Raw genomic sequence first — 23,789 nt, forward strand, 5'->3', positions numbered from 1 at the left:
GGTCACCCGCTGAGCGTGCCGGATACGAGGAGGACATACGAGTGGCCTGAATGACACAATGCGTCAATATTCGGCCATACTGGTGGGACGCTCGGTCTTCCGGGCAGGAATACCCAGGAGGATGGCCGATGATCGCGACGAACCACGAACCGGCGGCGAACCGATGAGCGCCCCGCATCGCGTCGCCGTGCTCGCCCTTGAACCGGTGATCGGCTTCGATATGGCCATCCCCTCGATGGTTCTCGGCGCCGCGGCCGCCGAGGACGGCACACCGCAGTACGACGTCGACATCTGCGGGCTGGACACCGCGGGCGTCCCGTCGACGGCGGGTTACACCGTGGTCCCGGCGTACGGCCCGGAACTGCTGGCCACCGCGGACACCGTGATCGTGCCCGGCACCCGCGCGGAGGGACCGCGCACGCAGGGCACGCTCGCGCCGGAACTGGCGGCCGCGCTCGCGACGATCCGGCCGGATGCCCGGATCATGTCGATCTGCACCGGCGCGTTCGTCCTCGGCGCGGCGGGCCTGCTGGATGGCAGGCGCGCGACGACGCACTGGGCATTCGCCGCTGCCTTCCGCGCGCTGTACCCACGGGTCCGGCTGGACGAGAACCTGCTCTTCGTCGAGGACGGAAATATCTGCACCTCGGCGGGCCTCGCGGCAGGCATCGACGTATGCCTGCACATCATCCGGGCCGACCACGGCAGCGAGATCGCCAACCGCGCGGCCCGCTACTGCGTGGTGCCGCCGTGGCGCGAGGGCGGCCAATCGCAGTTCATCGAGCGCCAGGTCCCCGACCCCGGCTCCGACGGGACCGCGCCGACCAGGGCGTGGGCGCTGCGTCACCTGGATCGTGAACTCGACCTGAATACGCTGGCGGCCCATGCCCGGATGAGCGTGCGCACCTTCACCCGCCGGTTCAAGGCGGAGACCGGGCAGGCGCCGGGCACCTGGCTGTTACGACAGCGCCTGCGACACGCGCAGCACCTGCTTGAAACCACCGATCTCCCGGTCGACGCGGTGGCGCGGGCGGCGGGTATGGGAACCGCGGGATCGCTGCGCCATCACATGCGCGGCGAGCTGGGCATCCCACCGCTGGCCTACCGCAAGACATTCCGCGCCGGGTGAACGACCGTGCGCAAATGGCTCGACAGTCCGGCACTCGGCACCTACTGTGTGCCGGGGACAAAACTGGCAGGTGTGTCCCACAACACACAGGAGACAAGATGATTCGGTGGGTCTGGGCGTTTCTGGACCGGCCCGCACAGCGTTTCGACGACTGCGCGATGTTCTGGTCCACGGTCACCGGCACCCGGCCATCCGAGCGCCGCGGCACCGACGGCGAGTTCCTCACGCTGCTCCCCGATCCCGCGCTCTTCGCGGCGGCGGGGGTGAAAATGCAGTCCGTGACCGGACTGGGCGGCGTGCACCTCGACCTGGATGTCGACGATATCGCGGCTGCCGTGCGTACCGCCCTGGACCTGGGCGCCGAACTGGTCGCGAACCATCCGGACTACGCCGTGCTGCGTTCCCCGTCCGGCCAGATCTTCTGCCTCACCCCCAGCGGCCGCGCCAAGGGACAGCCCGCCCCGGCCTTCCGGGCCCCGGATGGCACGCTCAGCCGCATCGACCAGGTCTGCCTGGATATCGGCGCCGCCGACTACGCCCGCGAAACCGCGTTCTGGCAGAACCTCACCACCTGGCAGCACACCCAGGGGAGGCTGCCGGAATTCGCCCGCCTGCGCGCGAAAGAGCAACTCCCCATTCAGATCCTGCTGCAGCGCCTCGGCGAGGACCGACCAACCAGCGCCCATATCGATCTGTCGTCCTCCGATATCGAGGCCACCGCGTCCTGGCACGAATCCCTCGGCGCGACCGTGGTGCAGCGGCAGGCGCATTGGATCGTGTTGACGGACCCGGCCGACGCCGTCTACTGCGTCACCGCCCGCGACCCGAACGGCATCTGAGCGACGCACCCCGCGGGCCGCTCCCGGCCGGTGTCGCGTCGCGGTGTGACACGGCGGACAGGTGGCGAGCGCCGGGGAGTCGCGGTGGCAGAGTACCGGTGTGCCTTCCAACCAGACGACGACCGGATCCCTGCTCACCGCGCTGTGCCCGGATCTGCGCACCGCACTCACCCGGGTCGGCTACGACGCCGACTCCCTGCTCGAGGCGTTGGGCGCGGATGTGCACGCGGCGCTCGGGCGACAGGAGCCGGTTCCGGTGCGGCGGGCCGCGCGGGCCGCGGGTGAACTCGGCACGCTGATTCGGCTGTTGCTGCTCGGTGACGCCCTGCCGGAGCGGGAGGTCGGCGCCGCGCTGGCGCCGGTCGACGTCGAGCACGCGGTCGCGGCCGGGCTACTGGAACGCGACGGTGACCGACTGCGCGCGGCGCTGGATCTGCGGCCGCTGGACGCCGGCGCGGGTAACCGGTGGATCCTGTCCGACCTGGACGATTCGATGCGCAGGCGCACGCTGACCGAGGACCACGTGCTCGGGGTCGGCCACGCGTCGCTGTCGCTGCTGCGGGCCACCCCGACCCGGCCGGTCGAGTCGGTGTTGGATCTGGGCACCGGCTGCGGCGTGCAAGCGGTGCACGCCGCCTCCTACGCGCGATCGGTGACCGCCACCGACGTGAACCCGCGCGCCCTGTGGTTGGCCGAGGCCACCGCGGCGCTCAACGGTCTGGACATCGATCTGCTGGAAGGTTCCTGGTTCGAGCCGGTCGCGGGCCGCCGTTTCGATCAGGTGGTGGCCAACCCGCCGTTCGTGGTCGGCCCGGCCCGTATCGAACACACCTACCGCGACTCCGGGCTGGCCATGGATGGCGCCAGCGAATTGGTCATCTCGCAGGTTCCGGACCTGTTGCAGCCCGGTGGCACGGCCGCGATGCTGGCGGCCTGGGTGCACGTGGACGGCGAGGACTGGCGTCAGCGGGTCTCGTCGTGGTTGCCCGCCCATGGCATCGATGCCTGGGTGGTGCAGCGCGATGTCGCCGATCCCGCGCTATATGTCGGGACCTGGCTGCGCGATGCCGGGCTGGATCCGCGCGACCCGGCGTCGCAGGCGCGCGCCGAGCGGTGGCTGGACGCCTTCACCGCGGCCGATGTCGAGGGCATCGGCTTCGGATTCGTCTATCTGCGCGCCATCGACGGCCCCACCGAAGTCCTGGCCGAGGACCTCACGCACGGCTTCGACGACCCGCTCGGCGACGAGGCGAGCCAGTATTTCGAGCGTTCGGCCTGGCTGCGCGCTGTCGCGAACGATGTCGATCTGGCCTGGTCGGCACGGTTCACCATCGACCCGGCCACCGCGCTGGAACGGGTCTACCTGCCCGGTGACGAGGGCTGGAACCAACTGGTGGCGCGGCTGCACCGCGGCGACGGACCGCGTTGGCAGCACGAAGTGGATGAGGCCACCGTCGCGTTGGTGGCGGGAATGCGGCCGGACGGTCTGCCGTTGCAGGAATTGATCGAACTGCTGGCAGTGGCGCACGGATCCGACGAGGTGACACCGGAGTTCGCGGCCGACGCGCTGTCGGTGGTGGCCGGACTGGTCCGGCATGGATTGATACGGCCCGTATAGCCGACGCCGCGGTGTGAACGCCGGCGGCGGACGTCCGAGCGGGCGTGGGACACAGCCTGTTCCGACGCGCGGGGCTTCTCAGGAACTTCTCAGCCGTAGGTAGCGAAAACCGCAGGCCAGCGCGGTTTATCAAAGCCCGGAGCGGGAACTTTCTCTAGGTCGGGTCCGTTGTTCGGAATGAGACACCACCGACAGGAGGCAAGTCATGACAAGCCCCGCCACCACTCGTGTGCGCACCAGCGATTCGGACCTCGACGCCCAGAGCCCTGCCGCCGACCTGGTACGTGTGTACCTGAACGGGATCGGCCGTACCGCACTGCTCACGGCCGCCGATGAGGTCGAGCTGGCCAAGCGCATCGAGGCGGGCCTCTATGCGCAGCATCTGCTGGAGACCGGCAAGCGACTGTCGGCCACCCGCAAGCGCGATCTGGCCCTCGTCGTCCGCGAAGGTCAGTCCGCGCGCTCGCATCTGCTCGAAGCCAACCTCCGCCTCGTTGTCTCGCTAGCCAAGCGCTACACCGGCCGCGGCATGCCGCTGCTGGACCTGATCCAGGAAGGCAATCTGGGCCTGATCAGGGCCATGGAGAAGTTCGACTACGCCAAGGGCTTCAAGTTCTCCACCTATGCCACCTGGTGGATCCGCCAGGCCATCACCCGCGGCATGGCCGATCAGAGCCGCACCATCCGGCTGCCCGTCCACCTCGTCGAACAGGTCAACAAGCTGGCTCGGATCAAGCGTGAACTGCACCAGCAGCTCGGTCGGGAGGCCACCGACGAAGAACTCGCCAACGAGTCGGGCATCCCGGTCGACAAGATCTCCGATCTGCTCGACCACAGCCGCGACCCGGTGAGCCTGGATATGCCGGTCGGCAACGACGAAGAGGCCCCGCTGGGCGACTTCATCGAGGATTCCGAGGCCACCTCCGCCGAATCCGCCGTGATCGCCGGCCTGCTGCACCACGACGTCCGCAGCGTGCTCGCCACCCTGGACGAGCGCGAACAGCAGGTCATCCGGTTGCGCTTCGGCCTGGACGACGGCCAGCCGCGCACCCTGGACCAGATCGGCAAGCTCTTCGGCCTGTCCCGTGAGCGGGTCCGCCAGATCGAGCGCGAGGTCATGGCCAAGCTGCGCAAGGGTGAGCGGGCCGATCGCCTGCGGGCCTACGCCAGCTAGTCACCCCACATTCGTGCCGGTAATCCGGCACAACCACGACGCCGGACCGCTCCGAGGCCGGTCCAGCGTCCGGCTCGGTGGCCCGTAATAGGTCACCATCGAAGCGCCGACCGGTGTCCGCGCACCCGTCCCCTCCGGGTTTCGCGCGAACCGGTCGGCGAACTCTTGTCCTCCTCGGCGGAGCGGTTCAGCCCAAGCGACGTGGACCGCCGTCGAATCGGCTCGGCTCGGGTCCGATACGGGCTCGGGCATAGAGGATCGCCGCCGCGTTCGGGGAGGCGAGGACCGGATCGAAGAACAGCTCGCGCATCTCTGGCAGATCGTCGAACAGCGCCGAGACGCGCTGGGCGAGTTCGGCGAGGGCCGCCTTGTCCACGCGCGGGCTGGCCGGGGTGCCGGAAAGCAGGGGGGCCGCGCGCGGGGCATCGATCAGAGCGGTCGCCTCGTCGGCGGTGAGCGGGAGCGCACGGTAGGCGCGGTCACCGAGCAGTTCGATGATCATGCCGGACAAGCCGAATTCGATGACCGAGCCGAAGGACGGATCGTCCTGTACGCGGAGCACACAGCCGACGCCGGGGCTGGCCATCTTCTGGATATGCACGGCGGGGTCGCCACACAGCTCGACCAGATGCGCGTAGGCCTGGCGCACCGCCTCCGGACGCCACAGATCCAGCCGCACACCGCTGAGATCCGGTCTGCGCCGCCACATTTCGCCGGTCGCCTTGGCCGCCACCGGGTAGCCGAGTTCCTCGGCCGCCGCGACCGCCTCGTCGGCACTGCGGACCTCGCGGAATTCGACCACCGGGATGCCGTAGCAGTCCAGCAGTTCCACCGCTTCCAGATCGGTGAGCCAGCGGCCGTCGGAGCCACCCATCCAGGTGTCGATCAACCGCTTGGCACGGTCGGCATCGATGCCCGCCGGGCGCACCACCGTCGACACCGGTTTGGTCCGCCATTCCGCGTACCGGCGCACCCTGGCCAACGCCCGCGCGGCCCGCTCGGGGTCCGGATAGGACGGGATCGAGCCGCGCACCGCGGTACCGGCAGGACCACGCATCGCGAGGAGGTTCGGAATGCCTTGTTCGGCAACAAAAGTGGTGAGGATGGGTTTGCCGGAGTCGGGTACGGCCAGCGCCGCCTCGCGGATGGCGTCGGCGAATCCGGCCATCGGCAGCGGTACCGGGGGTGCGAAGACCACCAGCACCGCGTCGATTTCGTCCGAACGGAGCGCGGCGACCAGCGCGTCCAGATATGCCCCCGGCGTCGCATCCGGCCCCAGATCCACCGGCTCACCGACCGGATGCTCGTCCACCGCACGCTCGGTGGGGCGTCGCGCGCTCCCGAGCGGTAGCGCCGCGGGACGCCTGACCTCCAGCCCCTCCCCGCGCGCCGCGTCGACGGCCAGCCAGTTCAACGCCGCGCTATTGCCGACCACGGCCACTCTCGGACCGGCGGGCAGCGGCTGATAACCCAGCAGCGCCGCGCAGTCGAACAGCTCCGAAATCGAGTCGACCTGAACGATTCCCGCCTGCCCGAACAGATCACGCACGATCGACCGATCCATATCGCCGGTTGGCTGGGCGCGCGCCCCGAGCCTGCCGCTACTCACCGCGACGATGGGTTTGGTGCGCGCCACCCGTCGGGCTATCCGCGAGAATTTGCGTGGATTACCGAAGCTCTCCAGGTAGAGCAGGATCACATCGGTGGCCGAGTCGGTGTCCCAGTACTGCAGCAGATCGTTGCCGGAAACATCGGCGCGGTTGCCCGCCGACACGAAGGTCGACAGACCCAGATTGCGCGCCGCCGCCTCACCGAGAATGGCCGCGCCCAACGGCCCGGACTGGCAGAAGAATCCGATGCGACCGCGCCCCGGCAGCATCGAGGCCAGCGTCGCGTTCAACGAGACCGTCGCATCGGTGTTGGCGATTCCGAGCGCGCTCGGGCCGACCACCCGCATTCCGTGCCCGCGCGCGGCGGCGACCAACTCGGCTTCGGCGGCGAGGCCGTCGGCGCCGGTCTCCCCGAAACCCGCGGTCAGCACGACCAAACCCTTGACGCCCTTGGCCATGCAGTCGTCGAGGACCGACCCGATCGCCTCGGCGGGCACGGCGACCACCGCGAGATCCACCTCGTCCGGGATATCGCGCACCGTCGGATACGCGCGCACCCCGCGCACCGACTTCCGATTCGGGTTCACCGGAAATACCGGCCCCTGGAACACTCCCGCCAGCAGGTTCGCCAAGACCACGCCGCCGACCCGCCCGGTGCGCGGTGTGGCGCCGATAACCGCGACCGAACCGGGCGCGAGCAGATTGCCGACACTGCGTGCCTCGGACGCGCGTTCGCGCGAATCCCGTACCGACAGCAGCGCTTCGGTCGGATCGATGGCGAATTCCAGGTGCAGCACCGAACCGTCGCGGCTGCGCTCGACCTGATAGCCCGCGTCCCGGAAGACGGTAACCATCACATTGTTCTCGGCGAGCACCTCGGCGACGAACGTCTCGATCTTGTTCTCGGCGGCCGCCCCGGCCAAATGCTCGAGCAGGATCGAGCCCAGCCCACGTCCCTGATGCTCGTCGGCGACGACGAAGGCGACCTCCGCCGCCCGCGGACCGGGACGATCCCGCAGCAGCTCGTACCGGCCGACCGCGATGATCGCTTCGCCGAGTACCAGCAGCAGTCCGACCCGGTCGTGGTGGTCGACGTGGGTGGAGCGGTACAGGTCCTTGGGCGAAATGCGCGGATACGGGCCGAAATAGCGCAGATATCTGGTCCGGTCGGACAGCGCAGCGTGGAATTCCTGCAGCCGGTCCGCGTCGTCCGGGGTGATGGGCCGCAACCGCACCACGCCACCGTCGGCGGCCAGCACATCGGCGAACCAATGTTGCGGCGGTGGCGGCGGCACCACCGGGGTGCCGGGCGTATCCGGGCCGGGGGCGGGTTCAGTCACGGGGGTCCTCCGGATCCAGGCCGAGCAGCCCGAAGGTGGCTCGGCGCGTGGCCAATACGGCCGTATCGATAGCGCGTTGCGCGCGGTCCACGCGCGCGTCCCCAGTCTCCCCCGTTCCGCCCGGTCCGTCCCAGGCCCGGTAGGCGATGTCGCCACCGTCACCCATGGTGCGGGGCGGGTCGACGGCGGGCGCCGCCGCACGCACCAGATCGATCCAATCCTGTGGCACCGCGGTATCCGGGGCGATGCGGCGGTCCAGTGCGGCGGCCAGCAGATGCGTCCAGGCCCGCGGCACCACCCGGACCAGGCCGTACCCGCCGCCGCCGACGGCCAGCCAGCGTCCTTCGGCGTAGCGGTCGGCCAGCTCGCGCATGGCGAGGAACGCCGCGCGCTGGCCGTCCACGGTGAGTTCCAGATCGGCCAGCGGATCCTCGCGATGGGTATCGACCCCGCACTGACTGACCACGATCTGCGGCCGGAACGCCGCCAGCGCGCCGGGTACCACGGCGTGGAAGCCGCGCAGCCACTGGGCATCTCGGATGCCGGGCAGGACCGCCAGATTGATGGCGGTGCCCTCGGCCGCGCCGGCGCCGGTCTCCTCCGGCCAACCGGTATTCGGCCACAATGTCGCCGGATGCTGATGGATCGAGACGGTGAGCACCCGGGGATCGCCGTAGAACGCCCGCTGCACCCCGTCACCGTGATGCACGTCGACATCGAGGTAGGCGATGCGGTCGAAGCCGTGGTCGAGTAGCCAGGAGATGGCCACCGCCGCATCGTTGTAGATACAGAAGCCCGAGGCCGAATTCGGCATCGCGTGGTGCATACCGCCGCCGATGCTGACCGCGCGCCGGGTCCGGCCCTCGGCGATCGCGCGGGCCGCGGCCAGGGTGCCGCCGACGATCACCGAGGCCGCCTGGTGCATCCTCGGGAAGACCGGATTGTCCGGCGACCCCAGGCCATACGGCGGGGCCTGCGGCTCGCCCGGCGGTTGGATCGCGTGCTCGACGGCCTCGATGTAGTCCGATGTGTGGATCCGCAGCAGATCGGCGGTGCCCGCGGGCTCCGGCGTCAATCGCTCGACACCGTCGAGCAATCCGAGACTTTCGGCGAGCGCCATGGTGAACTTCAGGCGCGCCGGTTTCATCGGGTGCTGGGGCGTCCAGGCGTAGTCCAGGAAACGGTCCGTCCAGACAACGGTTCCCGGGCCCGATACCACCGGGCGTGGCGTCTCAGCGGTCTCGAGCGGTGCCTGAGGTTCGCCGCGGGGTGCAGTGGCCATGATCGCAACGGTACGCGGGAAGCTACCGGCCCCGTGGAGCGTTCGTATGCAGTAGAAATAGAGCAAGTGCGAACACGGCGGCCAGCCGTGCGCCGAGAAGATTCCCACGGCGGGCGCGAGATCGGGTACGGCGGACACGCGACTGGCGGTGCTCGCGCGACGCGAGACGATCCGGCACAGGGTGGTGCCGTCGTGCGTGGGTAGAATTCGTGCCGACGAAGGGGTAACAGGTGAAGGATCTGGTCGACACCACGGAGATGTATCTCCGTACCATCTACGACCTCGAGGAGGAGGGCGTGGTGCCCCTGCGCGCGCGGATCGCCGAGCGCCTCGAGCAGAGCGGCCCGACGGTGAGCCAGACCGTCGCTCGGATGGAGCGCGACGGTTTGCTGCTGGTCGCCGGTGACCGTCATCTAGAGCTGACCGAGAAGGGTCGCAGCATGGCGGTCGCGGTCATGCGCAAGCACCGCCTCGCCGAGCGGCTGCTCGTCGACATCATCGGGCTGGACTGGCAGAACGTGCACGCGGAGGCCTGCCGCTGGGAGCATGTCATGAGCGAGGACGTCGAACGCCGGCTCGTCGAGGTGCTCAACCACCCCACCACCTCCCCGTACGGCAACCCCATCCCCGGTCTGGACGAGCTCGGCATCGCGCCGCCCACCGCCGCCGAGGAGACCCTGGTGCGCCTGTCCGATCTGCCGCACGGCCAGGTGCACGCGGTGGTGGTGCGGCGGCTCGCCGAGCACATCCAGACCGACCCCGAGGTCATCGGACAGCTGCGCGAAGCCGGCGTGGTGCCGGATGCGCGCGTGACGGTCGAGACCAAGCCCGGTTCGGTGGTCATCACCGTGCCCGGACACAATGGTTTCGAGCTGTCGGACGAGATGGCCCACGCCGTCCAGGTCAAGCTGGTCTGACGTGAAACTTCTGGTCACGGGTGGTGCGGGCTATGTCGGCGGCGTCTGCGCGCAGGTGCTGTTGGAGGACGGCCACGAGGTCGTCGTCGTCGACGATCTGAGCACCGGCAATGCCGACGGCGTCCCGGCGGACGCCCGGTTCGTCGAGGGCGATATCGCGACGGCCGCGACGGCCCTGCTGCGCGCCGAAACCTTCGACGGTGTCCTGCATTTCGCGGCGCAGTCGCTGGTCGGGGAATCGGTGCAGCAGCCGGAGAAATACTGGCACGGCAATGTCGTGAAGACCTTCGAACTGCTCGAGGCGATGCGTCACACGGGTACGCCGCGGCTGGTGTTCTCCTCGACCGCCGCCGTCTACGGCGAACCGGAGCAGGTGCCGATCACCGAGGACGCCCCGACCCGGCCGACCAACCCCTACGGCGCGTCGAAGCTCGCCATCGACCACGCCATCACCTCTTACGCGATCGCGCACGGATTGGCCGCCACCAGCCTGCGGTACTTCAATGTCGCGGGCGCCTACGGCGGACTCGGCGAAAACCGGGTGGTGGAAACCCATCTCATCCCGCTGGTGCTCCAGGTCGCGCTCGGCCACCGCAAGGCCATCTCGGTCTTCGGCACCGACTGGCCCACCCCCGACGGCACCGCGGTCCGCGACTACATCCATATTCGCGACCTCGCCCAAGCGCATCTGCTGGCCCTCGCCACCGCCGAACCCGGCCTGCATCGCATCTACAACCTCGGCAGCGGCACCGGTTTCTCGGTGCGCGAGGTGATTTCGGCCTGCGAACGCGTGACCGGCCTGCCCATCGCGGCCCAGGACGCGCCCCGCCGCCCCGGCGACCCGGCCGTCCTGATCGCCTCCAGTGCCCGCGCCATCGCCGACCTGGGCTGGCATCCAGAGCACAACGATCTCGACGAGATCGTCAGCGATGCATGGACCTTCCTGCGGTCGTTGGGTTCTCGCGCGCACAGCGCACGATAAGCAGGGCTTTCGCAGACCGGACGAGAACTGCCGCCACGGTGACGGCCGTTGCGGCAGTTACGCGTTCGTGGTCGAGACCAGGTATTCAGGTGAGGAGACAGCCGTGACCGACAGCTTCATGCTGGCTACCAGGATCCCGATGACACGCGAAGGCTTCGAGCAGTGGCTCGACACACCCGCCCCGAACCCGGACGTCATCTCCGATCCCGACGCCATGTTCGACGGCTGGTTCTGGGACGGCCGTCGGGCGGGCACGGCCTGGGCGACCGCCGCCGTCGGCGTGACGCCACGGGAGTTCCTCGCCCGGCGCACCGAGGACGCCTGCACCGGGGAGCCCACCATCGGTGTGGTGCTGTACCGGGAGGGCGCGCTGGAGGCGTACCTGTTCCACCTCGGCTATGTGGAATCGAGCGTGCATACGGCGCTGCTGATGTTCGCCGCCGCCGCGCCGTTCAAGACCGAACCGACCACGGATCCGGTGCTGTTCTGGGCCGAGACCAGTGCCGCCCTCGGGGAGCCCGACTGGAACGGATGGCTGGCCGTGCTGTCGGTGGGTAAGGAGGAGGCGCGGTTCATCGGCGCGACCAATCTGACCGAGGCGATCGCCGTGCTACGACCGATCGAAGACCGCTTCTTCACCATGGTCGAGCGACTGGGCGAGGAAGAGGAGTCGTGGGATTGGGACTCCGACGAGCCGTATCGCACGGATATCCCCCGCGATCCATCCTTCATCGACCCCGCGGTCCTGGCACCACGATCCGGCCCGCGCTAGCTCCCCGCCGGACCATATCCACCGACACAACCCCACGCCTGCCGCACCGCCCACGTCGGATTGCGCGGGCACCCGTCCCCTACTGCTTCGAATAGTCCGTGCTCAGCCAGCGTTCCGGGCGCATGCGGATGAGGATCGACTGCTCGCCGGTGTTCTGTTCGGCGAAGACCGCGCCTTCCTGTTCACCGAGGTAGCGAACGGCGATGGGACGCACGGTCTCGAGGGTGGCCGGCTCGATGGCGGTCACCGAGCCCTCCACCGTGACATAGCGATAGGGCGGCTGCTCCACCTGGGCGGTGAGGGAGAAGCGGCCCGCGGCGCGGCCGAGGCCGACGCATGTTGTCCCACAGCACAATTCACCGCACCACCGGGCCGAGATCAATGCCGAGGTAGGACGCGGTGGCGTAGCCGCTGCGGGCGAGACGGCGCAGGGATTCCGGGCGCATGCCCGCGCGGAGCGAGGTTTCGAGGAGGATGGCCATGGGGTTGGCGGGGTCGGCGGTGAGGGCGGCATCGAGGGCGATGCCCGCGAAGGGGCCGTCACCACGAACATAGGCGCTGTAGCCCAGGAGCGCGGCGATGTCGGCACGGTCGGGACCGGACAGCGCGCGGACCATGGCGACCCAGAGGCGTTCCGCGGCGGCGGCATGATCGCCGACAGCGAGGGCGAACATGGTGTCACGGACGTCTCGATCGCGCAGGGCCGCAACGAGTTCCGCGATTTCCCAGGCATCGAGACAACTACCGGATTCGGCATTCGCGATCTGCCAGAGGACATGTTCGAGGGCGCCACGGCGGTAGCCGTCCAGGTCACCGTGACGGACCGCCCGGGTGAAGCGGTCCCGGGCCGCCGCGAGCGCGCTGTCGAGTTGTGCCGCAACCTCCGCGCATATCGCCGGGTCCGCGGCGACCAGCGCGGTCAGCTCCGAGCGGGACCGGCGGATCGGACGTCCGTCGAGGACGTGCGCGAGCGCCACCGACGATGCCGTCGGATCCGGTACGGTCCCACGGTGTTCCGGATCGAACAGGCTCCACCACCGTTGTTCGGCCTCGATCGCGCGCACCGCCCAGGCCCCGCCGAGTTCGATCCCTCGCCGGGCCAATCGCCTGTGGAGCGCCGTCACCAGCGCACCGAGCGATGGTTCGCCACCGGCCCGTCGCGTCCGGCTTTCGTGCGGTGCGGGCTCTCGCATCCGATCGTCGACGATCACCGCCAGCACCTCCCGCGCCTCCTCGGCGGTGCAGATCTGCGCGATACATGTCGCGAACATCGTCGCCGCCCCGCGCCGCTTGCCGGAGGGATCCAGGTCGAACCGCACCACCGCCTCGATCATCGGGCTCGCCCCCGCCGCCACCCCGTCCGCCAGTACCGCGATGACCAGGGACCGTTCTGGAGGGAATCCGACCATCGCGGGCATGGCCGCGATCAACTCCCCCGGATCGTCCACCCGCAGCGGCCGCGCCCACTCCCCGCCCCGGTACCACGGCGTCGGCTCGCTACACACCCCGTGGCGACCAGCCCCCGCCGCGCGTATTCGCGGAGCCCCACCACCGGCGTGACCGGCATCGGGTATGTCACCGATCCGGGACGAAGGAAGAACTCGTTTCGGGGCGCAATACCTGGCGGGTAGGTCATCGCATCCGGCGGTCGGTCCGCCGTCGTGCGGCGCGGTCGGTTCGGCCTCGGGTACGAACCCGGTATCGGAAGGTTCGGTCGGAGTAGTCATGTCCTGAGCCTGCGCCGGGCGGCCGCACCGACCGCACCATCGACCTGGGCATTCGCCGAACCTGGGGATAACCGCCGAGCTGGGGATAACTCCGCCCCGCCGCCACGTATCTCGACCGCGATCTCCGGTGCCGGTCTACCCTTTCCGCACCTTCTGCACGGCGGTGGTGAACAACTCGTCCAATGAGGCCGTATCGGCTTGCCCATCGCTGAATATCATGTACGTCACCGTGATTCGCACATCTCCCACCTGCCCGGTCAGCGTCTGCATGGACTGCGTCAGTCCCGCACCACCGCTATCGGGTGCCACGGTGCGCCGTAGCGCGAGAGTGTCGTCGGCCTCTACCGGCGGTGGCGCTTGCAGCTCGGTGCGCACGGTGGTCGTCGCCCCGGCTCGGTTCACCCGCAGTTCGCCGCAGCGCTTCAGCTGAGTGCGCAGCGCCGACAGCGGCTGGCGGGTGCGGGTCAGCTCCACCGTCATCGTGGCCCGGGTGTCGTTATCGGTGCCGACCACGATCGCGGTCTGATCGGGTCCGAAGCTCTGCTGAGGCGGCACACAGCCATCCGGCTGCACCGTGGCTCCTCTGGCGATCCCGTTCAGATCGCCCGCGGCCTGAGCGGCCGCTTCCGCGGGCAGCACCACCGCGGGATATTTCCCCGGGAACTGCGACGGGTCCGGCAGCAGACTGCCGAGCTGGGCGTCGATGTGCCGGCTGACGACGGTCTGCTCGGCCGCGACCGGCCGCCCGGTGACGGCGCCCCCGCAACCGGCGAGCAGCACCGCACCGGCCGCGAGTCCGGACACGGCGATACCCGGCCCCCGCCTCGACACCGGCACAGTCACAGTCACACCGTCCACTGTGCCAAACTCACGGTGGCCCGCCCACGATGCCACGCCGACCACCCCGTCCGAGCCGTGCGGAACGCGAATTGCGCAGGGCGGGAATGCTCGCGGGTTTGCCGCTGTTGGCTGGACATATAGGTCGGTGTCGCACCGTGCGCGGTGGCTGCCACCGCCATGGGGGACAATGGAGATGGTTCCCGCGCGCGGCGCACATCGGGTGCCGGGACATGGAGGTCTCGCACTGCATCCGGCTCGCAGGTGGCGGACCGCGCAGGAAGGAGTACGCGATGGACCACGAGTCGCGAATGTACGAACTGGAGTTCCCCGCTCCGCAGCTGTCGTCCGATGATGGCTCGGGTCCGGTCCTTGTGCACGGACTGGAAGGTTTCACCGATGCGGGCCATGCGGTCCGCCTGGCCACCACGCACCTGCGCGAGAGCCTCGAAAGCGAACTAGTCGCCTCGTTCGATGTCGACGAGCTGCTGGACTATCGCTCCCGGCGCCCGCTCATGACGTTCAAGACCGATCACTTCGCGGACTATGCCGAGCCGGAGCTGAATCTCTGGGCGCTGCGCGATACCGCGGGCACCCCGTTCCTGCTGCTGGCGGGCATCGAACCGGATCTGCGCTGGGAGAAGTTCACCACCGCGGTGCGGCTGCTGGCCGAACAGCTCGGCGTGCGCCGCAGTATCGGGCTGAGCGCGATTCCGATGGCGATTCCGCACACCCGCCCGCTCGGGGTGACCGCGCACTCCTCGGATCGCGATCTGATCTCCGATCACCAGCGGTGGCCCGGTGAGCTACAGGTGCCGGGCAGCGCCTCCTCGCTGCTGGAGTTCCGGATGGCCCAGCACGGGCATGAATCGGTCGGCTTCTCGGTGCATGTGCCGCACTATCTGGCCCAAACCGCGTATCCGGAGGCCGCGCAGACGCTGCTCGAAAATGTCGCCGACAATGCCGGATTGGAGATTCCGCTGGCCGCGTTGGGTGACGCCGCCGCCCGGGTGCGCGAACAGGTGAACGAGCACATCGCGGGCAATTCCGAGGTCGAGACGGTCGTGCACGCGCTGGAACGCCAGTACGACAGCTTCGTCACCGCCCAGGAACAGCAGTCCAGCCTGCTCGCCAGCGACGGCGAACTGCCCAGCGGCGACGAATTGGGCGCCGAATTCGAGCGCTTCCTCGCCGAACAGGGCGGCTGGGACGGCGACGGCGGCCCCAAGGGCTGACAATGCGCTGCTCGGGTCATGATCCCGGGCACGTAGGGTGGTCGGAGTGGATCTGACCGAACTGCTGGAGATACCGGGGACCGACGCCGACGCACTGTACGAATCATTCGGTGCCTGGGCGGCCGAACAGGGCACCCCGCTATATCCCGCGCAGGACGAGGCGATTCTCGAGCTGGCTTCCGGATCCAATGTCATCCTGGCCACCCCGACGGGTTCCGGCAAATCTCTGGTCGCTGTCGGCGCACATCTGTTCGCCCTGACCCGCGGGCAGCGAACCTACTACACCGCCCCGATCAAGGCCCTGGTCAGCGAGAAATTCTTCGCTCTGTGCGAGGTATTCGGCGCCGATAAGGTCGGCATGGTCACCGGTGATGCCGCGGTCAACGCAGACGCACCGATCATCTGCGCCACGGCCGAGATCCTGGCGAATCTGGCACTGCGCGAGGGCGCGGCCGCCGAGGTCGGCCAGGTCGTCATGGACGAATTCCACTTCTACGCCGACCTGGATCGCGGCTGGGCTTGGCAGGTTCCGCTGCTGGAACTGCCCCGCGTCCAGTTCCTGCTCATGTCGGCCACTCTCGGCGAGGTCGACTTCTTCGCCAAGGATCTGGAACGTCGCACCGGAAGCCCGGCCGCGATCGTCGCGGGGACCGAACGTCCGGTGCCGCTGCACTTCTCCTACGCCCGCACCCCCATTACCGAAACACTCGAGGAACTGGTCACCACCCACCAGGCCCCCGTCTATGTCGTGCATTTCACCCAGGCCGCCGCGCTGGAGCGCGCGCAGGCACTGACCAGCGTGAATTTCGCCACTCGCGCCGAGAAGGACGCCATCGCCGCCGCACTCGGCGAATTCCGTTTCGCGTCGGGCTTCGGAAAGACGCTGTCCCGGTTGATCCGGCACGGCATCGGCGTGCACCACGCGGGCATGCTGCCGAAATACCGCCGCCTCGTGGAGCGGCTGGCGCAGGACGGATTGCTGAAGGTCGTCTGCGGCACCGACACTTTGGGCGTCGGTATCAATGTGCCGATCCGCACGGTGCTGCTCACCGGCCTGACCAAATTCGACGGTGTGCGCACCCGCAGACTCAAGGCGCGCGAGTTCCATCAGATCGCCGGTCGCGCGGGCCGTGCGGGTTTCGACACCATGGGCACCGTGGTCGTGCAGGCGCCCGAGCACGAGGTGGAGAACACCCGCCTGCTCGCCAAGGCGGGCGACGACCCGAAGAAGCAACGCAAGGTGCAGCGCCGCAAGCCGCCGGAGGGTTTCGTCTCCTGGAGCGAGGAGACCTTCGACCGTCTCGTCGCTGCTCAGCCCGAGCCGATGGTGTCCCGCTTCAATGTCACCAACGCCATGCTGCTCAACGTGATCGCCCGCCCCGGCAACTGCTTCGATGCCATGCGTCACCTGCTCGAGGACAATCACGAACCGCGCCCGGCGCAGCGCAAACACATTCTGCGCGCCATCCGCCTCTACCGCGCCCTGCGCGACGCCGGTGTGGTGCAACAACTTCCGGAACCGGACGCACAGGGCCGCCGGGCCAGGCTGACGGTGGATCTGCAACGGGATTTCGCCCTCGACCAGCCGCTGTCACCCTTCGCGCTGGCGGCCTTCGAGCTGCTGGACAAAGCCGCGCCGAGCTATACCCTCGATGTGGTGTCGCTCATCGAATCCACCCTGGAGGATCCTCGCCAGCTGCTGATGGCCCAGCAGCACAAGGCGCGCGGTGCGGCGATCCAGGAGATGAAGGCCGATGGGATCGACTACGACGAGCGGATGGAGCTGCTCGAAGAGGTCACCTGGCCCAAGCCGCTCGCGGAGCTGATCGAGCCCGCGTTCGAGACCTACCGGGCCGGGCATCCGTGGGTCTCGGAATTCGCGCCGTCGCCGAAGTCGGTGGTGCGCGACATGATCGAGCGTTCGATGACCTTCGCCGAGCTCATCTCGTTCTACGAGTTGGCCCGCTCCGAGGGGGTGGTGCTGCGCTATCTGGCCGACGCCTACCGCGCACTGCGCCGGACCGTGCCCGAATCCGCCCGCACCGAGGAACTCGAGGACATCACCGAGTGGCTCGGTGAGCTTGTCCGCCAGGTGGATTCGAGCTTGCTGGACGAGTGGGAGCAGCTCACCAATCCTGGCGCGGAGACCGACGCCGACCAGCTGGCGTTCGGTGCGGAGACGATCCGCCCGATCTCCGCCAACGAACGCGCCTTCCGGGTGATGGTCCGCAATGCCATGTTCCGCCGCGTCGAGCTCGCGGCTCTGCGGCACTGGGACACCCTCGGCGAACTGAGCACCGGGCCCGACTGGGAGACCGAGCTGGCGCCCTATTTCGCCGAGTACGACCGGATCGGCACCGGCCCCGACGCCCGCGGACCGCAACTGTTCCAGATCGAACGAAGACCCGGTTTCTGGCAGGTACGCCAGGTGCTCGACGACCCCGCGGGCGACCACGGGTGGTCCATCGACGCGACCGTCGATCTGGCCGAGTCCGACGCGGCCGGCGAGGTCGTCTTCGACGAGATCACCGTCACTGCGGGCTGAGCACCTCCGCAATCTGCCAAACCCCCATATCCGCCCTGGTCAGCGGCGCTTGCCGACCGCTGACCTGCCGGTGGGCGCCCCGGCCGCGAATCCGAGGTTTGACGGATTCGTATCTGGGTAGCGGCCGCTGATACTCTCTCCCCCGCCGCCGACGCGAAAGATCAACTATGCCCGAATCGCCGTATCTTGTCATCGACCCTGGAAGAGTTCGCGAGAATTACCGCGCACTCTCCGCCGCCATGCCGGCGGCCCGCATTCGCTTCGCGGTCAAGGCAAGTCCGGTCGACGAGCTCATCAGCCTGCTCGCGACCGAGGGCGCCGAATTCGATGTCGCCAGCATCGGCGAGATCGACCAGTGCCTGAATCTGGGCGTCGCGCCCGCCACCCTCTGCTACGGCAATCCCATCAAGAAGGCCGCCGATATCGCCCGCGCCTACGCGCTGGGCGTGCGCCGCTACGCCTTCGACACCGAGGACGACCTGCTGCGCATCGCAGAACATGCGCCGGGCTCCGAGGTCGAATGCCGCTTCCTGTCCGCCGCGCCGCAGTCGCGCACCCCGTTCGGCACCAAATTCGGCTGCGCACCCTCCGAGGCATTGCGGCTGCTGGTGCGCGCCCGTGATCTGGGGCTGATCGTCGCCGGGCCGTACTTCCACGTCGGCTCGCAGCAGCTGGACCCCGAGGCCTGGCAGATCGGCATCGAGCAGGCCGCCGAGATCTCGAAGGCGTTGGCGGACAAAGACATTGCCGTCCAGACCGTGAATATCGGCGGCGGCCTGCCCATCTCCTACGCCGATGCCGCCCCCGCGCTCGGCGACATCGCGTCGGTGGTCAACGCGGCCGCCGCCGAATTCCTGCCCGCGACAGCCGGTCTGGTGATCGAACCCGGCCGCGCACTGGTCGGCAATGCGGGCACCATTCACGCCGAAGTCGTCGGCGTGCGCATCGCGCCGGACGGTCGGCGCTGGGTGTATCTCGACATCGGCCGCTACAACGGCATGGCCGAGACCGAGAACGAGTACATCGCGTATCGATTCGTCACCGACCGCGACGGCGATCCCGTCGACGAGGCGGTGGTCGCCGGTCCGACCTGCGACGGCGACGATGTACTGTATCAACGCACGCGAGTCCTCTTACCGACCACGTTGCGAGCCGGTGATCGCATCCAGATCCTCGATACCGGCGCCTATACCGCGAGCTATTCGTCGGTGTCCTTCAATGGTTTTCCGCCCTTGACCGTTCATGTCTCGGGCGCTGAGCGAGAGTGAGTTTGCCCATGACGGCGGAATTCACCGGCTGGCATGTGCTGGCCGAGTTCGGTGGTGTCGACGCGGCCCTTTGCGACGACCTCGAACGACTCGAATCGGCGTTGCGTGAGTCTCTGATCGCGGCGGGCGTCACCATCTGCGATGTCGTGCACAAAAAGTTCGATCCGCAGGGGGTGACCGTCCTCGCGCTGTTGTCGGAGTCCCACGCCTCGATTCACACTTATCCGGAGTCCGGCGACATCTTCGTCGACGTCTTCACCTGCGGCAGCATCGGTGCGGGCGCCACGAAGGCCGTCGAACTGCTGCGAGACAAGCTGTCCCCCAAGGACGTTCGCATGCAGGTGATCCAGCGCGGACACGGTGCCGAAAAGATCCAGGAACCGGTGGGCGCGGGCCTGACCCGCATCTGGGATCTGGGCGAGGTCATCGTCGACACCAACACCCCGTACCAGCACATGGTGATCGCGCGGAGCGAGCAGGGCATCAGCCTGTTCTCCGACGACGACCGCCAGTCCACCGAGTTCTCCCAGCTGACCTACCACGAGGCGATGATGGTCCCCGCCTTCGTGCTGGCCGAGAAGCTGGATCGGGTGCTGATCATCGGTTCCGGCGAGGGCGTGGCCAGCCAGATGTCGGTCGCGGCCGGGGCCACCCACGTCGATCACGTCGATATCGATCAACTCGAGGTCGAGCTGTGCGCCGAGCACCTGCCCTATGGCTATACCGGCGATGAGCTCGCCGCCGCCGTGCGGGGTGAGGGCCCGATCACGGTGCACTACGCCGACGGCTGGGACTTCCTCGCCAAGGCGCAGGAATCGGGTACCCGCTACGACGTCATCGTCATCGATCTGCCGGATGAGCGGGTCGAGGACGCACAGCACAACCGTCTCTACGAGTCGGAGTTCCTGTCCCGATGTAAGGCACTGCTCGCCCCCGGTGGCGTGCTCAGCGCCCAGGCCGGATGCGCGACCATGTGGCGCAACGAAACCCTCAAGCGGTCCTGGCAGCGCTTCCACGAGCAGTTCGGCACCGTGGTGCTCTACACCAGCGACGAGCACGAGTGGTCGTTCCTGTTCGGGCTGAACGAGCAGATCGGCGATCCGGTGCCCGGGATGACCGATCGCCTGGTCACCCTGCCGTACCGGCCGGAGACCATCGATGCGCGGGCCCTGATCCGCGGGTCCATCGAACCGTACGCGCTGCGCGCGCAGCGGTAATACCGAGTACACCGAAACGCATCGGCGCCAAGGGTTTCCACACCGGGCACCGATGCGTTTCGTGTTTCGTAGGTACGTCCCGTCCGATTCAGGGCGCGAGTGACCCCGCACTCTCGGCAGCCTGCTGCGGCTTCGGTGCGTCTTTCGGCTGCTCGCCGTCGGGACCGAAGACCATGCCGGCCTTCCACGCGCCGCGCTCGAAGATCCGCTGCACCGGACTCGCCACGAAGGTGGTGACGAGCGTCATCAGCGCCAGGATGGTGTACAGCTCGGCGGTGATCAACCCGGCGGTCAGACCGATATTCAGCAGAATCAGCTCCATCAGCCCGCGGGCATTGGCCAGTGCGCCGAGGGATCCGGCCTCCCGCCAGCTCATACCCTGCCAGCGCGCCGCGAGCCCGATCGCACCGAATTTGCCCGCGAACGAGATGATCAGAATGACCGCCGCCATCAGCAGCACGCTCGGTTCGAGGACGAGTCCGAGCTCGGTGTTGAGCCCCGAATAGATGAAGAATGCGGGCAACAGCAGGTACGAGACGATGGGTTCGAGCCGCTGTTTGATCGTGTCCAGCAGTGCGCCGCGCGGCATCACCGCACCGACGACGAAGGCCCCGAACACCGAGTAGATGCCACACCAATCGGTGAACCAGCTGCCGAGCAGTACGACCAGCAGCACCACCACCAGGTGCGCGACCGGGATGCCGCCCGTCTTCTCGGTGTCGCCGTGCTTCGGTGTCCACTCGTTCAGCCGGGCCAGCAAACGTCGCCCGACGACGGCCATGAACACCACGTAGCCGATACCACCGCCTACCGCGAGGAATGCGCCGTTCATGCTGCCTTGGGTGCTGGCCACCATGGCGGACAGCAGAATCCACGCGCAGGCGTCGTCGACGGCCGCACACGCCAGCGCCATGGTGCCGAGCCGGGTGTGCTGTAAACCCGAGTCGATCACGATCCAGGCCAGCATCGGGAACGAGGTGATCGCCACCGCCGCGGCGACGAACAGTGCGCCCTGCCACGGCTCGACCTTGCCGGTGAAGTAGTCACCCAGGCTCACCATCCACCAGCCGACGGCACCACCGAGCACCAGCGGAACCCCGACACCGGCGACCGAGGTCGCGCCTGCCTTCCGCAGATGCGAGGAAAGAATGTCGAGCTTGAAATCGGCGCCGACCAGGAACATATACAGGACCAGACCCAGTTGGCCGACCACGTAGATCGCCGACAGGTTGGGATGCATGACGTTCGTATCCCCCACCGTGAGCTGCGTCGGGAACAACCACTGCTGGGCTTGTGGCCAGATCCACCCCAGCACCGAGGGCCCGAGCAGGAACCCGGCGACCATGATGGCCACCACCTGCACCTGCGCCAGGCGCCGGAACAGCGGCCAGAGCAGGCGGTAAGTAAGCAGAATCACCGCGACCTGGAGGAAGAAGTGGGTCGTTATCTCCAATGGAGTCGGCATGTCCGAAGCTCCCCTCCCGCGAGTGAGTCGCGTGCTGACGTCTGTAGATCGTTCGAACTGTCCGCAGCGCAACCCCGGGGGGAGGGATCGCGCCCGATCTACACTGTCCCGCCACGCACTTACGAGAAGCTTGCGGTTCGGTTGCCGACCACGGGCGGCGGGTTGCGGGTGCCGCATCTGACACCCGCAACCCGCCGCCCTCGCCATGGCCGGGCGCATCAAGACTTGCGGGCGCGCCACTCCTCGACGTTCAAGCCGCCCACTCCCCAATTGGTGAGCTCGACCTCGTCGATCACCACGAAGGTGCTGTCCGGCGCCTTGCCGAGAACGTCATACAGCAAGTCGGTGACGCCCTTGATCAACTGGGACTTCTGCTCTCGGGTGACGCCCTCGTCGGTGACCTTGATATTGACGTACGGCATTACGCTGCCCTTCCTGCGATGAACCCGCCGTCGACGGGGAAAATGTGGCCGGTGGTGAATGCGGCGTCCGCGAGATACAGCACGGCCGCGGTGGTTTCGGAAACCTCGCCGATGCGGTTGAGCAGTGCGAGGCGGCCCGCCGCGATGTCGTCACCGTCGCCGTGTAGCGGGGTGCGGATAATGCCGGGTGCGACGGCGTTGACCCGAATACCCTCGCCCGCGAGCTCGGCAGCCAGGCTGGTGGTCAGCGCGTGCACACCGCCCTTGCTGATCAGGGCCGCCGAGGCGGGCAGTCCCGCGAGCGCGTGGTTGATCAGCACAGTGCCGATATTGACGATGCTGCCGCCGCCGCCCTGTTGCAGCAGCTGCCGCACCACCGCCTGGGTGGTGAAATAGGTGCCCTTGAGGTTGCCGTCGAGGTAGCTGTTCAAGTCCGCCTCGGTGACCTCGACGAACGGCTTGGCGCCGAAGATCCCCGCGTTGTTCACCAGCACGTCGACCCGGCCGAACCGCTCGACCGCCGCCCGCACCAACGCGGATCCCGTTGCGGGCGAACCGATGTCGCCGACCACCTGGGCCACCTGGTCCGGCGCTGCGAGCTCCTCGGCCACCGCCTCGAGCTTGTCCGGGTCACGCCCGTTCAGTACCACCGCGTCCCCGCGTTCGACGAAGGCTCTGGCGATATCGCGCCCGATCCCGCTGGAGGATCCGGTCACGATGACCGTCTTCGCTGACATTACTTCTCCTTAACCTATTGAGATACGACCGGTCGTCTTGGAATGGGCATAAGGCGACCAGCTGGAAACAGAGGTCGAGATCAGGGACGGAAATAGTCGTCCAGTAGCCGCCGCAGACATTTGTGCAGCGGTTCGAGCGAGCGGTCGAGCTTCATGCGGATCACCGCGCCCTCCCACGATTCGATGAGCAGATCGGCCAGCTCGACGGCGTCGATATCGACACGGATCAGGCCCTGCCCCTGCGCTTCCCGTAGCGCGACGGCGACACCGTCGCGCCAGGTCCGGAAGGCATCCGACAGCGATTCCCGCAGAATGTCACTGCCCTCGAGTTCGGCGCCCAGATTGGCGATCAGGCAGCCGCCCGTGAAATCCGATGCCACGAACTCATCCATCTGCCGCCCGAAGAACGCCCGCAATCCGGTCACCGGATCGGGGGCCGGTCCGAGCGCATCGGCCATATTCCGCTGGATACACAGCGAATGGTGGTCGATGATCGCCTGGCCGAAACCCTCCTTGCTGTCGAAGTAGTTGTAGAACGACCCCTTCGGCACCCCGACCGCATCCAGCACCTGCTTGATACCGGTGCCGTGGTACCCGTTGGACAGGAACCCGGCAGCTCCCTCCTCGACCAGCAGCTGCCGGGTGTCATCACTGCGTCTCGGTCGCGCCATGC

Annotated in this window: 20 protein-coding genes; 11 read left to right on the top strand and 9 right to left on the bottom strand. The window is 68.1% G+C overall.

Features of this window, described 5'->3' with window-relative positions; translation table 11 throughout:
• Positions 1-121: 121 nt before the first annotated feature.
• From AB0H61_RS03880 to AB0H61_RS03895, 4 genes are all read left to right on the top strand, one after another.
• A complete protein-coding gene (locus AB0H61_RS03880; protein ID WP_357298842.1) occupies positions 122-1,129 on the top strand; it encodes a helix-turn-helix domain-containing protein in 1,008 nt (335 codons plus the stop codon).
• 98 nt (positions 1,130-1,227) lie between these two features.
• A complete protein-coding gene (locus AB0H61_RS03885) occupies positions 1,228-1,968 on the top strand; it encodes a VOC family protein (protein ID WP_357298845.1) in 741 nt (246 codons plus the stop codon).
• 100 nt (positions 1,969-2,068) lie between these two features.
• Complete coding sequence (locus AB0H61_RS03890; protein ID WP_357298848.1) at positions 2,069-3,586, top strand: methyltransferase; 1,518 nt, start codon at positions 2,069-2,071, stop codon at positions 3,584-3,586.
• Between the two features lie 205 nt (positions 3,587-3,791).
• The gene (locus AB0H61_RS03895) at positions 3,792-4,760 is read left to right on the top strand and encodes a sigma-70 family RNA polymerase sigma factor (protein WP_357298850.1); all 969 of its coding nucleotides are present in this window, start codon (positions 3,792-3,794) and stop codon (positions 4,758-4,760) included.
• Positions 4,761-4,947: 187 nt separating this feature from the next.
• Here the strand turns inward: AB0H61_RS03895 and AB0H61_RS03900 are convergent, their stop codons facing one another.
• Positions 4,948-7,710, bottom strand: a complete 2,763-nt coding sequence (locus tag AB0H61_RS03900) for a GNAT family N-acetyltransferase (RefSeq protein ID WP_357298853.1) — start codon at positions 7,708-7,710, stop codon at positions 4,948-4,950.
• On the bottom strand, positions 7,703-8,992 hold the full coding sequence (locus tag AB0H61_RS03905; protein ID WP_357298855.1) for an acetoin utilization protein AcuC: 1,290 nt from the start codon (positions 8,990-8,992) through the stop codon (positions 7,703-7,705). The genes AB0H61_RS03900 and AB0H61_RS03905 overlap by 8 nt, the downstream gene beginning before the upstream one ends.
• 230 nt (positions 8,993-9,222) lie before the next feature.
• On the opposite strand from AB0H61_RS03905, the gene AB0H61_RS03910 reads away from it, so the two are divergent.
• The 3 genes from AB0H61_RS03910 (at position 9,223) to AB0H61_RS03920 (ending at position 11,663) form a co-directional block, all read left to right on the top strand.
• Positions 9,223-9,909, top strand: a complete 687-nt coding sequence (locus AB0H61_RS03910) for an iron dependent repressor, metal binding and dimerization domain protein (RefSeq protein ID WP_357298858.1) — start codon at positions 9,223-9,225, stop codon at positions 9,907-9,909.
• 1 nt (position 9,910) lies between these two features.
• A complete protein-coding gene (gene galE / locus AB0H61_RS03915; protein WP_357298861.1) occupies positions 9,911-10,891 on the top strand; it encodes a UDP-glucose 4-epimerase GalE in 981 nt (326 codons plus the stop codon).
• Between the two features lie 103 nt (positions 10,892-10,994).
• On the top strand, positions 10,995-11,663 hold the full coding sequence (locus tag AB0H61_RS03920) for a hypothetical protein (RefSeq protein WP_357298863.1): 669 nt from the start codon (positions 10,995-10,997) through the stop codon (positions 11,661-11,663).
• Positions 11,664-11,742: 79 nt separating this feature from the next.
• Here the strand turns inward: AB0H61_RS03920 and AB0H61_RS03925 are convergent, their stop codons facing one another.
• The 3 genes from AB0H61_RS03925 to AB0H61_RS03935 all read right to left on the bottom strand — a co-directional run bounded on the left by AB0H61_RS03925 (position 11,743) and on the right by AB0H61_RS03935 (position 14,239).
• Positions 11,743-12,018, bottom strand: a complete 276-nt coding sequence (locus AB0H61_RS03925) for a hypothetical protein (RefSeq protein WP_357298866.1) — start codon at positions 12,016-12,018, stop codon at positions 11,743-11,745.
• Between the two features lies 1 nt (position 12,019).
• Positions 12,020-13,390 (bottom strand): DUF4192 domain-containing protein, encoded by a 1,371-nt coding sequence (locus AB0H61_RS03930; RefSeq protein ID WP_357298868.1) that lies wholly within the window; start codon positions 13,388-13,390, stop codon positions 12,020-12,022.
• 135 nt (positions 13,391-13,525) lie between these two features.
• Positions 13,526-14,239: a sensor domain-containing protein gene (locus AB0H61_RS03935; RefSeq protein ID WP_357298870.1), complete on the bottom strand. Its 714-nt coding sequence runs from the start codon at positions 14,237-14,239 to the stop codon at positions 13,526-13,528.
• Positions 14,240-14,520: 281 nt separating this feature from the next.
• On the opposite strand from AB0H61_RS03935, the gene AB0H61_RS03940 reads away from it, so the two are divergent.
• From AB0H61_RS03940 to speD, 4 genes are all read left to right on the top strand, one after another.
• A complete protein-coding gene (locus tag AB0H61_RS03940; RefSeq protein ID WP_357298873.1) occupies positions 14,521-15,462 on the top strand; it encodes a PAC2 family protein in 942 nt (313 codons plus the stop codon).
• 46 nt (positions 15,463-15,508) lie between these two features.
• Positions 15,509-18,007 carry a DUF3516 domain-containing protein gene (locus AB0H61_RS03945; protein ID WP_357298876.1) on the top strand — a complete coding sequence of 833 codons (2,499 nt, stop codon included), beginning with the start codon at positions 15,509-15,511 and terminating at the stop codon, positions 18,005-18,007.
• A 167-nt stretch (positions 18,008-18,174) separates the two neighbouring features.
• Positions 18,175-19,275 carry a type III PLP-dependent enzyme gene (locus AB0H61_RS03950; RefSeq protein ID WP_357298878.1) on the top strand — a complete coding sequence of 367 codons (1,101 nt, stop codon included), beginning with the start codon at positions 18,175-18,177 and terminating at the stop codon, positions 19,273-19,275.
• An 8-nt stretch (positions 19,276-19,283) separates the two neighbouring features.
• Positions 19,284-20,492, top strand: a complete 1,209-nt coding sequence (speD, locus tag AB0H61_RS03955) for an adenosylmethionine decarboxylase (RefSeq protein WP_357298880.1) — start codon at positions 19,284-19,286, stop codon at positions 20,490-20,492.
• Positions 20,493-20,580: 88 nt separating this feature from the next.
• Here speD and AB0H61_RS03960 read toward each other — a convergent pair whose 3' ends face one another.
• The 4 genes from AB0H61_RS03960 to AB0H61_RS03975 all read right to left on the bottom strand — a co-directional run bounded on the left by AB0H61_RS03960 (position 20,581) and on the right by AB0H61_RS03975 (position 23,787).
• Positions 20,581-21,957 carry a cation:proton antiporter gene (locus AB0H61_RS03960; RefSeq protein ID WP_357298882.1) on the bottom strand — a complete coding sequence of 459 codons (1,377 nt, stop codon included), beginning with the start codon at positions 21,955-21,957 and terminating at the stop codon, positions 20,581-20,583.
• Between the two features lie 218 nt (positions 21,958-22,175).
• A complete protein-coding gene (locus tag AB0H61_RS03965; protein WP_357298885.1) occupies positions 22,176-22,379 on the bottom strand; it encodes a 4-oxalocrotonate tautomerase family protein in 204 nt (67 codons plus the stop codon).
• Positions 22,379-23,116 carry an SDR family NAD(P)-dependent oxidoreductase gene (locus AB0H61_RS03970; RefSeq protein WP_357298887.1) on the bottom strand — a complete coding sequence of 246 codons (738 nt, stop codon included), beginning with the start codon at positions 23,114-23,116 and terminating at the stop codon, positions 22,379-22,381. The genes AB0H61_RS03965 and AB0H61_RS03970 overlap by 1 nt, the downstream gene beginning before the upstream one ends.
• A gap of 80 nt (positions 23,117-23,196) precedes the next feature.
• The gene (locus tag AB0H61_RS03975; protein WP_357298888.1) at positions 23,197-23,787 is read right to left on the bottom strand and encodes a TetR family transcriptional regulator C-terminal domain-containing protein; all 591 of its coding nucleotides are present in this window, start codon (positions 23,785-23,787) and stop codon (positions 23,197-23,199) included.
• Positions 23,788-23,789: the final 2 nt, after the last annotated feature.

The sequence above is a fragment of the Nocardia sp. NPDC050710 genome (assembly GCF_040654375.1).
Classification (GTDB): Bacteria; Actinomycetota; Actinomycetes; order Mycobacteriales; family Mycobacteriaceae; genus Nocardia.